This window comes from Microbacterium sp. WCS2018Hpa-9 (assembly GCF_031843745.1).
Lineage (GTDB): Bacteria > Actinomycetota > Actinomycetes > Actinomycetales > Microbacteriaceae > Microbacterium.
In genome coordinates this window covers 176,867-189,913 of record NZ_JAVTIY010000002.1, presented here as the reverse complement: position 1 = coordinate 189,913, position 13,047 = coordinate 176,867, and the positions used below count along the sequence as shown (strand labels likewise).

12 protein-coding genes are annotated in these 13,047 nt (G+C 68.5%); 6 read left to right on the top strand and 6 right to left on the bottom strand.

Going from position 1 to position 13,047, the window contains the following annotated elements:
- Positions 1-43: 43 nt before the first annotated feature.
- From RQG82_RS04665 to RQG82_RS04640, 6 genes are all read right to left on the bottom strand, one after another.
- The gene (locus RQG82_RS04665; protein ID WP_311257968.1) at positions 44-1,141 is read right to left on the bottom strand and encodes an ABC transporter permease; all 1,098 of its coding nucleotides are present in this window, start codon (positions 1,139-1,141) and stop codon (positions 44-46) included.
- A complete protein-coding gene (locus tag RQG82_RS04660; RefSeq protein ID WP_056374593.1) occupies positions 1,138-2,034 on the bottom strand; it encodes an ABC transporter ATP-binding protein in 897 nt (298 codons plus the stop codon). Before RQG82_RS04660 ends, RQG82_RS04665 begins: the two co-directional genes overlap by 4 nt.
- Before the next feature lie 126 nt (positions 2,035-2,160).
- Entirely contained in the window at positions 2,161-3,357 is a 1,197-nt protein-coding gene (locus tag RQG82_RS04655; RefSeq protein ID WP_311257967.1) for a hypothetical protein, read from the bottom strand.
- Between the two features lie 65 nt (positions 3,358-3,422).
- Positions 3,423-4,595 carry a benzoate/H(+) symporter BenE family transporter gene (locus RQG82_RS04650; RefSeq protein WP_311257966.1) on the bottom strand — a complete coding sequence of 391 codons (1,173 nt, stop codon included), beginning with the start codon at positions 4,593-4,595 and terminating at the stop codon, positions 3,423-3,425.
- Positions 4,596-4,620: 25 nt separating this feature from the next.
- Positions 4,621-5,349: a response regulator transcription factor gene (locus RQG82_RS04645; RefSeq protein WP_311257965.1), complete on the bottom strand. Its 729-nt coding sequence runs from the start codon at positions 5,347-5,349 to the stop codon at positions 4,621-4,623.
- Positions 5,346-6,662, bottom strand: a complete 1,317-nt coding sequence (locus tag RQG82_RS04640) for a sensor histidine kinase (RefSeq protein ID WP_311257964.1) — start codon at positions 6,660-6,662, stop codon at positions 5,346-5,348. The genes RQG82_RS04645 and RQG82_RS04640 overlap by 4 nt, the downstream gene beginning before the upstream one ends.
- 122 nt (positions 6,663-6,784) lie before the next feature.
- Here RQG82_RS04640 and RQG82_RS04635 point away from each other — a divergent pair, with 122 nt between their 5' ends.
- From RQG82_RS04635 to RQG82_RS04610, 6 genes are all read left to right on the top strand, one after another.
- Positions 6,785-7,999, top strand: a complete 1,215-nt coding sequence (locus RQG82_RS04635) for an MFS transporter (protein WP_311257963.1) — start codon at positions 6,785-6,787, stop codon at positions 7,997-7,999.
- A 31-nt stretch (positions 8,000-8,030) separates the two neighbouring features.
- Positions 8,031-8,435, top strand: coding sequence for a VOC family protein (locus RQG82_RS04630; protein WP_311257962.1), 405 nt, complete (start codon positions 8,031-8,033; stop codon positions 8,433-8,435).
- Entirely contained in the window at positions 8,432-8,746 is a 315-nt protein-coding gene (locus RQG82_RS04625; protein ID WP_311257961.1) for a helix-turn-helix domain-containing protein, read from the top strand. The genes RQG82_RS04630 and RQG82_RS04625 overlap by 4 nt, the downstream gene beginning before the upstream one ends.
- A 48-nt stretch (positions 8,747-8,794) precedes the next feature.
- Positions 8,795-9,421, top strand: a complete 627-nt coding sequence (locus RQG82_RS04620; RefSeq protein WP_311257960.1) for a dihydrofolate reductase family protein — start codon at positions 8,795-8,797, stop codon at positions 9,419-9,421.
- A 98-nt stretch (positions 9,422-9,519) separates the two neighbouring features.
- Positions 9,520-10,077: a sigma-70 family RNA polymerase sigma factor gene (locus RQG82_RS04615; RefSeq protein WP_311257959.1), complete on the top strand. Its 558-nt coding sequence runs from the start codon at positions 9,520-9,522 to the stop codon at positions 10,075-10,077.
- Between the two features lie 106 nt (positions 10,078-10,183).
- Positions 10,184-13,039, top strand: a complete 2,856-nt coding sequence (locus RQG82_RS04610) for a LamG-like jellyroll fold domain-containing protein (RefSeq protein ID WP_311257958.1) — start codon at positions 10,184-10,186, stop codon at positions 13,037-13,039.
- Positions 13,040-13,047 lie beyond the last annotated feature (8 nt).

Genomic DNA, 13,047 nt, shown 5'->3' with positions numbered 1-13,047 from the left:
GGCATCCGAAGTTGTGCCCGTGAAGCGGGGCGGAGCGTGCCGATCAGCCGCGCAGCGCCTCGCCCAGCTTGACCCGGCTGCCCATGCGCAGCAGCGAGTTCTCATAGATCTTCGCGCCGATCATGATCGCGGCGACGCAGCTGGCGAGCAGGATCACGAGGCTGAGCAGCGGCTCCCACCACTGCGCCTCGCCCACGAACAGTCGCATGGGCATTCCGACCGGAGCCGAGAACGGCACGTACGACATGATCGTCAGCACCAGGGGGTTGTCGTTGAAGACGATCACGAGCACGTACGGCGCCATCACCAGCATCGTGATCGGGGTCGTGGTCGAGCCGATGTCCTCCTGACGCGACACCATCGACGCGGCGGCGGCGAACAGCGCCGCGAGCAGGATGAACCCGAACAGGAAGAAGACCGCGAACCAGATGATGGGGGCACCGAGGGTCGACAGCACCTCGCGTTGACCCGTCGCTATGAGCCCGATCGTGGCGACCGCGGCGAGGGCGAGGATCTGCCCCATCGCGAGGATCGTGTTGCCGATGACCTTGCCGGCCAGCAGGGTGCGGGCCGAGATGGTCGACAGCAGGATCTCGACCACGCGGGTCTGCTTCTCTTCGACCACGCTCTGGGCGATCGTGCCGCCGAAAGTCGCCGCCGCCATCATGAACACCAGACCGAAGGCGATCGCGATGAAGTAGCGCAGCAGCGGGTTCGTCGTCGCGGGTTCGAGGATCTCGATGTCCGGTGCCTGCGAGAGCGCCGACACGAGACTGGACGGTGCGTCCTTGAGAGCGACGACGGTGAACCCGGTCGCGCCGTCACCGGGGAGAACCGCGGCGTCGACCTTCTCCGAGCGCACGAGCTCTTCGGCCGCGGCCTGGTCTGCCACCTCGGTGATCTCGACGGCGGGCAGGGCCGACACGACGGATGCCGTCTCAGAGGTCACAGCCACGGGCATCGCGTCGGTGTTCTTGCTCGCGAAGCCGCCGATCACGATGCCGGCGAGGGCGAGGATCAGCAGGATGCCGGTGGAGATCAGGAAGGCCTTGCTGCGCAGCTTCGATCCGATCTCGCGCTCGGCGACGAGCCAGATCAGCGATGCCTGCGACGACGAGCCGGTGGCGTTCGAGGTGCTCACTGGATGACCTCCTTGAAGATCTGGGCGAGGGACGGATGCTTGGGTGCGAAGCTCGCGACATCGCCGCGTTCGACGGCGGTGCGCAGCACGCGCTGGGCGGTGTCGGCGTCTTCGGCGTCGAACAGGGCGTAGCCACCCTCGAAGTCGACCACGGTGACACCGGGTTCGGCGCGCAGCCAACCGGCATCCCCTGCCGAGACGAGCTCGTATCGGTTGCCGGCGTGCTGTGCGCGCAGCCCGTCACGGGAGCCGGACGCACGGATCGTGCCGCCGGCGAGGATCACGAGGTCGTCGCAGAGCCGCTCGACGACGTCGAGCTGGTGCGACGAGAACAGGATCGACGCGCCCTTGGCGGCCGATGCCTGCAGCACCGACGCGACGACGTCGACGGCGAGCGGGTCGAGGCCCGAGAACGGCTCATCGAGGATCAGCACCTCGGGGTCGTGCACGAGAGCAGCCGCGATCTGCGCCCGCTGCTGGTTGCCGAGCGACAGCGACTCGATCGTGTCGTTGAGGCGCTCCTCGAGCCCGAGTTCGGTGAGCAGGGCGGTCGCCCGTGCCGTGGCATCCGCCTTGCTCATCCCGTGCAGTCGGGCGAGGTACACGATCTGCTCGAGCACCTTCATCTTGGGGTACAGGCCGCGCTCCTCGGGCATGTACCCGAAGAGGCGGCGGTCTGCGCTGGTCAGGGCGACGCCGTCTAGTTCGACGCGTCCGCCGTCAGAGCCGAGCAGCCCGAGGACGATGCGCATCGTCGTGGTCTTGCCGGCGCCGTTGCCGCCGACGAACCCGGTGAGGCGCCCGGGGGACACCTCGAACGAGACGTCGTCGAGCACGCGCCGAGAGCCGTAGCTCTTGGTGATGCCGGTGAGTACGAGCTTTCCTGTGGTCATGCCCTCACGCTATGGCGCGGTGCTCGGCCTCGGCATCCCCCCTGTGGCGGATCTGTGAGGGGATCCGCGATTGCCCCGCGTGGGCGGTCATCAGCCGTGCGGGGGAGAGCGGGGACAGCGAGGTTCTCAGCGCAAGAACAGCACCGAGAAGATCCCGAGCGCGAACGGCGCCATGGTCACGACGAAAGTGACCCCGAGGATGATTGCGACGATCAGCCAGGGGCTGCGGCGCCTGAGCCGCTGACCGGGCGGGGCGACGCCGATGGGCGGCGGGGTCAGCATCCCCGTCGGAGCGGCGAACGGCAATGCGGGTGCTCCGGCCGGTGCCGGGGACGGGGCTCCGTAGGTCGGGAGGGGCGGATGCTGTGCCGCGAGCCGCAGCCGGTCGTCGCGCCAGCGCGCCCATTGATCGAGCTTCGTGAGCAGCGCCCCGACCGCGCCGAAGAGCCACGCCCAGGTCGCGGGGTCGAGCGTCGACAGGTTGCGACGTGCATAGAGGAACAGCCAGTCGTCGACGATCTCGACGTCGAGCTGCGCCGCGTGGTCGATGAACCGCGCCATGACGTCGGGGGTGAAGAGATACAGGGCATCGACCTCGTATCCGGTCGGACAGTACAGCGAGAAGTACCGGTCGAAGTCGCCCTCGAGCGAGAGCCGCTGGTCGCTTCTGAACGCGGCTGCGAGCGTGCTCCCGAGGGTGTTGTTGCCGAGCGCGTCGAGCACGATGTTCGGCAGCGGCACGTCGAGCTTCACGGCGACGTATCCCCAGCGGTGGGTCGTCGACTGCTTGCCGTTGCTGGTCGTGTACTGGTAGTTGCCGAACTCGACGAACCGCGGCTCGACCCCACGCAGCACGTCGGTCGACATGCGGCTCGATCCCGACGAGAAGATCATGCCGGGCAGGGGTGGGGCGTCGATCCTCTCGATGTAGCTCATCGCGTTCGCACCGGCGAAGCGCGCGAGGCGGAACCGGGTGAGGTTGCGCAGGCGGATGCTGCGGCGCACCAGCATCACGATGCCGATGATGAGGCCGACGAGCAGCACCAGTCCGATGAGTGCGGCGACCGCGACGCCGGTGCCGCGACCGATCGCGTAGCCCGCGCCCAGGATCATGATCGCGAGGACGGGCACCACGCAGAGCAGAGCGAACCCCGCGACCACCCACGTGACGATCCGGCCCGCCGTGGTGGGGTTGGCGGCGCGCTGCGCTCGGGCGAAGGCGTCGACCTCGACGGGGTTCACCGGGTCGAGCAGTGCGCGCGCGTCGAAGTATCCGGCTGGCGCACCGGCCGACGGCGCAGGAGCAGGCATGGGAGTTGTCACGCGTCCACGGTAGCCGAGGGCCCCCGGTGCGGCGTCAGGCCGCCTGTGTCAGTGCATGCCCTGTGTCAGCGACGCCCGGTGTGCAGCACGGTGCGCACGACGAGGCCGGCGACGAGAGCCCAGAAGGCGGCGCTGACTCCCAGCACCGCGATGCCGGATGCTGCGACCAGGAAGGTCACGACCGCGGGGATGCGCTCGCCGGGGTCGTCGATCGCCTGCTGCACGGAAGACCCGAACGCGGCGAACAGCGCGAGCCCTGCCACCGCGGGGATCACCGCCTCGGGGGCCAGCAGCACCAGCGTGGCGAAGGCTGCCGAGAAGCCGCCGAGCACCAGGTACGAGACTCCGGTCGAGACCCCGGCGACCCAGCGGCGCTTCGGATCGGGGTCGGCGTCCGGCGAGGCGGCGAGGGCGGCGCTGATCGCCGCGAGGTTGATGGCATGGCCGCCGGCGGTCGCACCGAGCGCCGTTCCGACACCCGTCACGAGCATGGCCGGGCGCCAGGGGACCTCGTATCCGAAGCTGCGCATGATGGCGATGCCCGGCACGTTCTGCGAGGCCATCGTGACGATGAACAGCGGCAGCGCCAGACCGATGAGAGCGCCGAGGGTGAAGGTCGGGGCGGTGAGCTCGATCCTGGGCACGAGAAGTCCCGCGTCGACTGCTGAGCGCTCCTGGATCAGCGAGACGGCCACCACGACCGCGGCGGCGACGAAGGCGAGCGGCACGGCCCACCGTGGCGCGAGGCGCGCGAAGACCAGCCATGTCAGCACGACGGGAACCACGCCCCACGGATTCGCCACGAGTCCGGTGATCGGTGCGAGACACAGGGGCAGCAGCACTCCGGCGAGCATCGCCTGCGCGATCGATGGCGGGATGCGTGCGATCAGCGCACCGAGTGCGGGCCAGAGGGCCGTGAGCAGGATCAGCGCGGCCACCACGAGGAAAGCCCCGACCGCGGCCGACCATCCGCCGTCGACCACTCCGGTCGCGGCGAGCAGCGCGGCGCCGGGGGTCGACCAGGCTACGGTGATCGGCATCCGATACCGCCAGGCGAGCACGATGCAGGCGAGCCCCATCGTGAGGCTGACGGCGAGCAGCCCGCTGGCCGCCTGCGCAGGCGTGGCCCCGACGGCGCCGAGACCCGTGAGCACGACGGCGAACGAACTCGTGAATCCGACCAGTGCGGTGACCACCCCCGCCAGGATCGGTCGAGACAGAGGTGCGGCGGTCGTCATGGATCCGAGAGTATCGGGATCGGCGTTACGCGAGTCCCATCCGGTGGGCGAGCACGACGGCCTGCACGCGGTCGCGCGCGCCGAGCTTCTGCAGAATCCGCGAGACGTGCGTCTTCACGGTGGCCTCGCCGATGAACAGCGCTGCCGCGATCTCGGCGTTGCTGCGGGCGTCCGCCAGCAGCGCCAGCACCTCGGCCTCGCGGTCGGTGAGCGGGTCGAGCAGCACGGTCGGGGCGACCTGCGCGGGCGCGACGGTGTGCGTCGATTCCAGTGCGGATGCTGTGGCGGATGCTGTCGCGGATGCCGTCGCGGATGCCGTCGTGAATCGAGCCAGCACCCGGCGCGTGACCTCGGGCGCCAGCATCCCGTCGCCCGCGGCGAGAGCCCGGACTGCGGCGATGAGATCCTCCGCACCGGCGTTCTTGAGCAGGAACCCGCTCGCTCCGGCATCCAGTGCCTGGTAGAGGTAGTCGTCGCGATCGAACGTCGTCACGATCGCGATGGCCGCGCCGACCCCGGGGTCGGCGACGATCCGTCTGGTGGCCTCGATGCCGTCCATGTCGGGCATCTGCACGTCCATCGTGATCACGTCGGGGCGAAGAGTCGATGCCTGCGCCACCGCTTCGGTGCCGGTCGCCGCCTCGCCGACCACCGTGATGTCGGGTTGCGTGTCGAGGATCGTCCGGAATCCGGCCCGCAGCATCGCGTGATCGTCGACCAGCAGGACCCGGATCGGCGCGTCGGTCTGGCTCATGGGGTGGTGCTCGTCTCGATCAGCGGCTCGGCCGGCTCGATGGGCGCGGTCGGCTCGGTCTGCGCGCTGCCGGTGCCGGACAGCGGAACCCGAGCCCGCACGCGCAGCCCTCCCGCCGCGCGCGGAGCCACATCGAGCGTGCCCCCGGATGCTGCTGCGCGCTCGCGCATGCCGAGCTGGCCGAGCCCGGGGCGAAGCACCGCCACCGCGCGGCCGGTGTTGACGATCTCGACCTCGACGCCGTCGTCGTCGTAGCGCACGCGCACATCGGCGGTGGCGCCGACGCCGGCGTGACGGCGGGCGTTCGTCAGCGACTCCTGGGCGATGCGATACAGATTCACGGCAACGATCGAGGGCACGGGCTTCGGGGTGCCGATCACCGCGTAGTCGGTGGGCAGTCCCGCCTCGGACGACGCGTCGACGAGCGAGCGGATGTCGTCGAGCGTCACCGTCGACGCGGCATCCGTCGTCTCACCGCCGGGGGCGCGGAGCGTCTCGAGCAGTTGCCGCAGCTCGTGGATCGCGTCGCGCGCCGAGTCTTCGATGCCACTCAGGATGCGCTTGGACTTCTCAGGGTCCTGATCGATCACGAGTCGGGCGGCGCCCGCCTGCACGCCCATCACCGACACATGGTGCGCGACGACGTCGTGCAGCTCTCGGGCGATGCGCACGCGATCGAGCGCGACGGCCTGCGCTGCAGTGACCTCGCGCTCCCGTTCGAGCTCGGCTGTGCGCTGCTCGAGCACCTCGCGCTCCTGAGCCGCGTGCCACGAGCGCTCGCCGAAGTAGTAGGCGCCCCCGAAATACAGCACGTTCAGCAGCAGCTGGATGAGCATGAAGGCGAGATAAGGAGAGAGCAGCCCCGCGGCGACCTCGGCCTTCGCGGCCTCTTCGATGGCTTCGCGGTACATCGTGATGATCAGCCAGACGAACATGCCGACGATGATCGCGACGCGCACGATCACGGCGGCTCGGCGGTTGTTCATCCAGGCGCCCACCGTGTACAGCGACACGAACATGGCGATGTTGCCGACGTAGATCTCGGGCACCTGGAACGAGATCGCGAGGAAGTACGCCACTGATATGGCGATCGCGACCGGAGCCGGCCAGCGGCGTCGCACAGCGAGCGGCGCGGTGACGGCGACCGCATAGACCAGCGCCGTCCACGGCTCTGCCCTGGTGTCGCCGTAGATCTCAGCCACCGTCGAGAGTGCGGCGCTCAGCACGGCGCCGACGAACATCACCGCAGCGAGCACGAGATCGCCACGCTGTTCGCGGACGCTGGGGATGCGGGTGAACGGCACTGCAGGCATCCCCCCACCGTAGAGCCGGGGCGGATGCGGCGGCATCCCCCGCACGGGGGATCGTGCTGCCCACCTGGCGATCCTGTCGACCTGGCAATCCTGTCGACCTGGGGATCCTGCGAGAATCGAGCGTGACCTCGACCCCGCCCGCTGCGAAGCCCCGCCTCGCCCCGCTGTACCTCGCAGGATTCACCACCGCGTTCGGAGCGCACGGCATCGCGGCGGCCCTCGGTGCGGAGACCGAGGACATCGGCTGGACGCTGCTCGCCTTCGGGCTCACCCTCGCGCTCTACGACCTCGCCGAGGTGCTGCTCAAGCCGTTGTTCGGCGCGCTGAGCGATCGAATCGGCGTGCGCCCGGTCATCATCGGCGGCCTGCTGGCGTTCTCAGCATTCTCTGTCGTGGGAGCGGTCGTGCCCGGCATGCTCGGACTCGCCATCGGCAGGTTCGGTCAGGGTGCCGCAGCATCGGCGTTCTCTCCGTCGTCGTCGGCTGCGGTCGCTCGGCTGACCGACGACGCCACCCGGGGCAAGTACTTCGGCCGCTACGGCTCATGGAAGAGCCTCGGCTATGCGCTCGGACCGCTCATCGGCGCGGTGCTCGTGGTCTGGGGCGGAATGCCCGCTCTGTTCTGGGCGCTCGCGGTGCTCGGTCTCGGCGCCGCGGCCTGGGTCGCTGTCGCGGTGCCGCCGGTCGCCGTGCTGCCGCGCAAGAGGGTCACGCTCGTCGATCTCGGTCGAGAGCTGATCGCCCCCGGATTCCTGGTCCCGACCCTCGTGCTGGCTGCGACGACGGGTGCGCTTGCGGTCGCTGTCGGGTTCCTTCCGCTGCTCGGGCGTCAGGTCGGGCTCGACACGCTGGGGAGCATGGCCATCGTCACGGTGCTCGCGATCGCATCGAGCGTCGCACAGCCGTTCGTGGGCGCGGCGCACGACAGAGGACGCATCTCGGTGCGCACCGGAGCGGTCGGCGGCCTGCTGCTCATCGCGGCGGGAATCGCGCTCGCCGCGGTCACGCAGTCTCCTGTGGCGCTCATCGCGACGGCCCTGCTGGTGGGCGTCGGAGTCGGTGTCGCGACACCGATCGCGTTCTCGCACCTCGCCGCATCGACGCCGCCCGAGCGCATGGGCCGCACGATGGGCAGCGCAGAACTCGGGCGAGAGCTGGGTGATGCGGGTGGGCCGCTCGTCGCAGGAGCGGTGGCGACGGCATCCGTTCCCGGCGTGGGCCTCGGGGTGGTCGCCGCGCTCACGGCCGGCGCCGGAGTGCTTGCGCTCGTGGGGCTGCGGCGTCGCGCAGAGACGGCCGTCCCGGAGCGATCGGATGTCGTCGACGGAGGCTCTTGACGCCGCGCTTGCATTTTGCAAGTGTGGGCGCATGAGCATCTTCATCACCTGCCCCGTCGAGAGCGTCGACCGGGCCACCGCCTTCTACACCGCTCTCGGCTGGACCCTCAACGCCGAGATGTCCGATCACAACGTGTCGTGCTTCGCGATCGCGCCCGAGCAGTACGTCATGTTCGGCAGCCGCGAGATGTATGCGAGCGTCGGCGGCAGCGAGGAGCTGATCGGCGGACCCGATACGCCATCGAAGGTCACGGTCTCGTTCGACCTCGGCAGCCGTGAGGCCGTGGATGAGCTCGTCGAGCGCGCTGCTGCCGCGGGCGGGAGGATCGGCGACACGGACGATTACCCGTTCATGTACCAGCGTCAATTCGACGACCCCGACGGGTACCACTATTCGCCGTTCTGGATGAAGTCGGACTCCGATCAGAACACGTGAGCGACCTCGCCGCAGCCCTCGACGTGGTCGGAGCGCGGTGGGCGCTGCTCATTGTCGAGCGACTCCTCGATGGGCCGCAGAGATACGGCGATCTGCAGCGCGAGCTCGGGGTGCCCACGAACATGCTCGCGACTCGCCTGCGCGAGCTCGAAGCAGCCGGGGTGCTGAGCCGGCTGCCCCTGCGACACAACACGCGTGCCTACGCGCTCACCGATCGCGGCCTCGCACTGCGCGAGGCGGTCGACGCGCTCGGGCGCTGGGGCGGGGAAGGATCGGACTCCGCGTCGCCGTCGCACGAGCGCATACTGTGAACATCGCCCAGTGAGCATCGCCGCCTTCTCGCGCAAAGGAGCACTCTGATGACCGGACGCATCGTGATCGACCTCTTCATGACCCTCGACGGCGTCGCGCAGGGCCCGGGCGGCACCGACGAGGATCCGTCCGGAGGGTTCGAATTCAGCGGCTGGCAGGCGGGGTACACCTCGTCGGGCATGGGAGAGACCGTCTCGAAGGGGATGCAGAGGCTCGACGCGCTGCTGCTCGGACGTCGCACGTACGACATCTTCGCGTCGTACTGGCCGCATCACACCGATGGCCCGTCCGGAGAGATCGGCAGGCTCTTCGACCGGGTGCCGAAGTATGTCGCGTCGCGGAACGCGCACATCGCGCTCGCGTGGCAGAACAGTCACCGTATCGGCGAAGATCTCGCCGCCGAGATCACCGAAATGCGGGCGCAGCACGACGAGGTGCACGTGATCGGCAGCATCGACTTCGTGCACTCGCTGCTCGCCGAGGGGCTGTTCGACGAGCTCAACCTGTGGGTCTATCCGATCCTGCTCGGTAGGGGCAAGAAGGTGTTCGATGACGGCGCGATGCCGTCATTGCTGCGACTGCTCGAGCCGCCGGTCGTCGACGACACAGGTGTGATGCTGCTGCGGTACGGACGAACGGATCGGGTGCCGGAGGTCGGGACGTTCGAAGGCTGAGGCTCGCGCGATCCGGGCGAGACCATTCCCCGGGATGATCGGAGATAGCGACTTTTGGCTACTGTCCGAGCCGGCGCGGTCGCAGTACGATCCTCCATGTGCGTACCCGGGGGGAAGTCGCTCACGCCGAGCGCGTGGGCGTGTTCAATGAGATCTTCGTCGCGCACTGGGGGGCAGTCCGGCACCATGTGGAGTGCGTGCTGGATGACGACGACGAGGTCTCGGACCTCATCTCCGAGGTGTTCTCGCTCGCTTGGGTGAAGCTCGACGTACTGAGGCCTCTGGGGTTGATCTGGCTGCTCAGGACCGCGGACAACAAGCTCAAGGACCGCGATCGAACGCTCCGTGCTCGGGCAGGGGCCATGGAGGCCGTCCGCCGTATGGCCGAGGGGGCCCGAGCACATGACCTGCTCGATTCTCTCGCCGTGCGCCACGCGATCGACTCGGTTCTCACGCCCCGAGAGAGACGGTTCGTCATCTTCTTCTACTGGGGTCGGCTCGCCGCGGGCGAGATCGCAGAACTCGATCGCTGCTCGCAGGCTTCGGTATTCACGACCCTCAGCCGAGCTCGCGCCAAGCTCATCGGAGAGCTCGGACGCGACGTCGGCTCGAGGTCAGAGCTGCCCGGCCGGCAGCCGATGATCGGTGCGGCCTGAACGCTGCTGACAGCGGACGTATGGCGGCTGCGGCGAATACCTTACAAATACCTTCAATGGGCGCTAAATATTGCTGCGACTCTCAGCGCAACCATAGCTTTCAGATGTGACTCGCTTTCGCACTAGGTACACCACCTCTGGATCTGTTCGTCTCATCGCGGCTGTCTGCGCGGCTGCGATCGTGTTCGGCGGTGCGCCGATCTCGGCATCCGCCGCACCGATCTCTGCTGCTGCGGGACCCAGCAGGATGACGCCTGCGACCTCCTTCCGTGATGTCCAACGCGCTGCCATCAGCGCGGCGGCATCCGCGGCCGCGGCCACAGGGCAAGGTGTCGCCGTCGACGGGCTGACCACGCCGACCGAGCAGACTCTCGCCATGCCCGACGGCACATTGCAGTACGAAGCATCCACCGTGCCCGTGCGTGTCGAGCAGAACGGCGAGTGGGTCGCCGTCGACACCACTCTCGTGCGCGTCGGAGACTGGGTCGAGCCCGTTGCTTCTGCTGCGCCCGTGCGGTTCTCGCCCGGCGGCACCGACGAACTAGCCCAGGTGCAGACAGAGACGGGTGAGTGGATCACCGAACGGTGGCCGTACGGCACGCTTCCCGCCCCCATCATCGACGGTGACACCGCCACATACCCCGATGTGCTGCCCGATGTCGACCTCAAGATGGTCGCCACGAAGACCGGCCAGGCATCCATCTACGTCGTCAAGACAGAGAAGGCCGCGCGGTCTGCGAAGCTCGACGACCTCCACGTGATCATCGAGGACGCCGACCTCACCACGACTCCGAACGGCACCGTCGAGGCAGAGCTGGCAGACGGATCGCAGGTCGTGGCCGGCCAGCCATTGTGGTGGGACTCGTCCGACGGCGGCACATACCGGGAGCCAGGCGGAATCGAGCCCATTCTGCCGGTTGCGCACGACGTGGGCGATGACCATGTGGCCCTCGACGTCGGCGCATCGGTGGCAGCCGAGGAGCGACGCGACGGAGACGACGTCACCTATCCGATCTTCGTCGATCCGGACTGGGCGGCCGGAAGCGTCCAGTCCTGGTACACGGATGCGGCGTTCCCGAATCAGTCGTACCTCAACGCCAGCGCCTCAGACGTCCTGCGCATGGGGCGGTGGAGCACGAACCGCGGAAACGCCTTCTTCGAGTTTCCCCTCAGCGCTCTGAACGGCAAGCAGATCATCGCCGCACGGCTCGGTGCGACGCAGCTCACGTGGGCTGCGTGCCCGAACAGCCCTGTGCAGGTGCGCACCTTCGGTCTCCAGGCCGCAGGCTTCACGTGGAACCAGCAGAACCACGCACTGTGGGGCCCCGTTCTGGACACCAAGAATCCGGGCTCGTGCAACAGCGGTCCTGAGTCCGTGGGATGGGATGTGACTGCTGGTGTCCGCTCTCGTCTCGGAGCGCACGCCATTCAGCTGGGGCTCGCGCCGCAGGACGAGAACGCGCTGTCTCGCCGCCACTTCAGCAGGGCAGCGACGCTCTATGTGACCTACAACTCTGCACCCAATGTCCCGACCAATCCTGTGTTCACCTCGCCCAGCCGGCAGTGCGGCACGGCCGCGTCCCCTGCGGTCCTGGGCCAGGCGAACGTCGTCGTCCAGGTGCACCAGACCGACCCCGACCCCGGGAACGTCGACACCAACTTCCACCTCGCGAAAGCCTCGAACCTGGGCGTGAAGATCCAGGACAAAGCAGGGGGGCTCGGCGATCAGGGGTTGAAGTCGGTCACATTCACAGGCTTGACCAACGGTGAGGTGTACGCCTGGCGCGCGTGGGGAAGCGACCACATAGTCGACGGAGTCGGGTTCACGGCGTGGTGCTACTTCACGGTGGACACGACGAAGCCCGCTGCGCCTGCGGTGACCGCGCCAGCCGGGTCCACGTACACGGTGGGGCAGGGCGTGAAGCTGTCGGTGACGGGCGCGGCGGACGTCGCGGGTTATGTCTACTGGGCGACTCCGACTCAGCTCGTGGCACCCGCGCCGCCGGTGCCCACCGACGGCACGATCTCGGTCGCCGCAGCGCTCCCCAATTGCTCCGGCACAGTCACCAACAGCGTCCGGTGGGCCTGCAAGGCGGCATCGGGAGCGACGACGCTCACCGTCGCCCCCATCGATTCCCTCTCGACGCTCTGGGTTTCGGCCTACGACAAGGCCGGCAACCAATCAGCCGCCATCGGTTTCCCTCTGTATCCCGGCGGCAACATCGGCACCCCTGCCGCATCGGCGAACCTCGACGCTGGCCACGCCTGGCAGCTCACTGCGATGAGCTCGCCCCTTCCCAACACGATCCCTGACTCGAACCCCTGGATCGGAGCCGCCGGCATCAACCTGATCATCCCGCCCAACGCGTCGACGACGAGCACTGACCTCCCCGACCCGCCGGTCGCCACGCCCGTGCTGTCGACTGCGGTCGCCTCAGCTGCCGACGAGGTCCATTCTTCGGCGGCGCCCGTCGACGCGTCCAAGAGCTTCACATCGAGCGTGTGGGTCAAGCCCGCGAAGCTATCGTCCACCGCGACCCAGGTCGTTGCCATCCAGCGCGGACCGGGAATAGGGACCGTGCAGCTGCAGATCACAACAACCGGGAAGTACGCGTTCTGTCTCGGCGAGGCGAATGTCAACCTGAGCAATACAGCCCGCGACAACAATTGCGTCGTCGGGGGCACAGTCACCCCCGGCTCCTGGCAGATGGTCACGGGCATCTGGGACGCGACGAATCAGCAGCTCCGCCTCCACGTCGGCAACTCGATCACTCCGGTCGCCGTCACCGGCCACATCAACGGATCCGGCGACCGCACGGCGAGCGGCCCCGTCATCTTCGGCCCGGGACCCGACAGCCTCCGATTCATCGGCCTCATCGCCAACCCCGTGATCGTCCCCGCGGTCATCGACCACGCCCAGCTCGCGCGCCTTGGCGCCTTCGAGATCCCCTTCACCAACTGACCGGACGC

Bases quoted from the DNA above. Each gene is read 5' to 3' on its own strand.
- RQG82_RS04660 (WP_056374593.1), bottom strand. From the start codon at position 2,034: ATGACCACAGGAAAGCTCGTACTCACCGGCATCACCAAGAGCTACGGC.
- RQG82_RS04650 (WP_311257966.1), bottom strand. From the start codon at position 4,595: ATGACGACCGCCGCACCTCTGTCTCGACCGATCCTGGCGGGGGTGGTC.
- RQG82_RS04645 (WP_311257965.1), bottom strand. From the start codon at position 5,349: ATGAGCCAGACCGACGCGCCGATCCGGGTCCTGCTGGTCGACGATCAC.
- RQG82_RS04640 (WP_311257964.1), bottom strand. From the start codon at position 6,662: ATGCCTGCAGTGCCGTTCACCCGCATCCCCAGCGTCCGCGAACAGCGT.
- RQG82_RS04630 (WP_311257962.1), top strand. From the start codon at position 8,031: ATGAGCATCTTCATCACCTGCCCCGTCGAGAGCGTCGACCGGGCCACC.
- RQG82_RS04620 (WP_311257960.1), top strand. From the start codon at position 8,795: ATGACCGGACGCATCGTGATCGACCTCTTCATGACCCTCGACGGCGTC.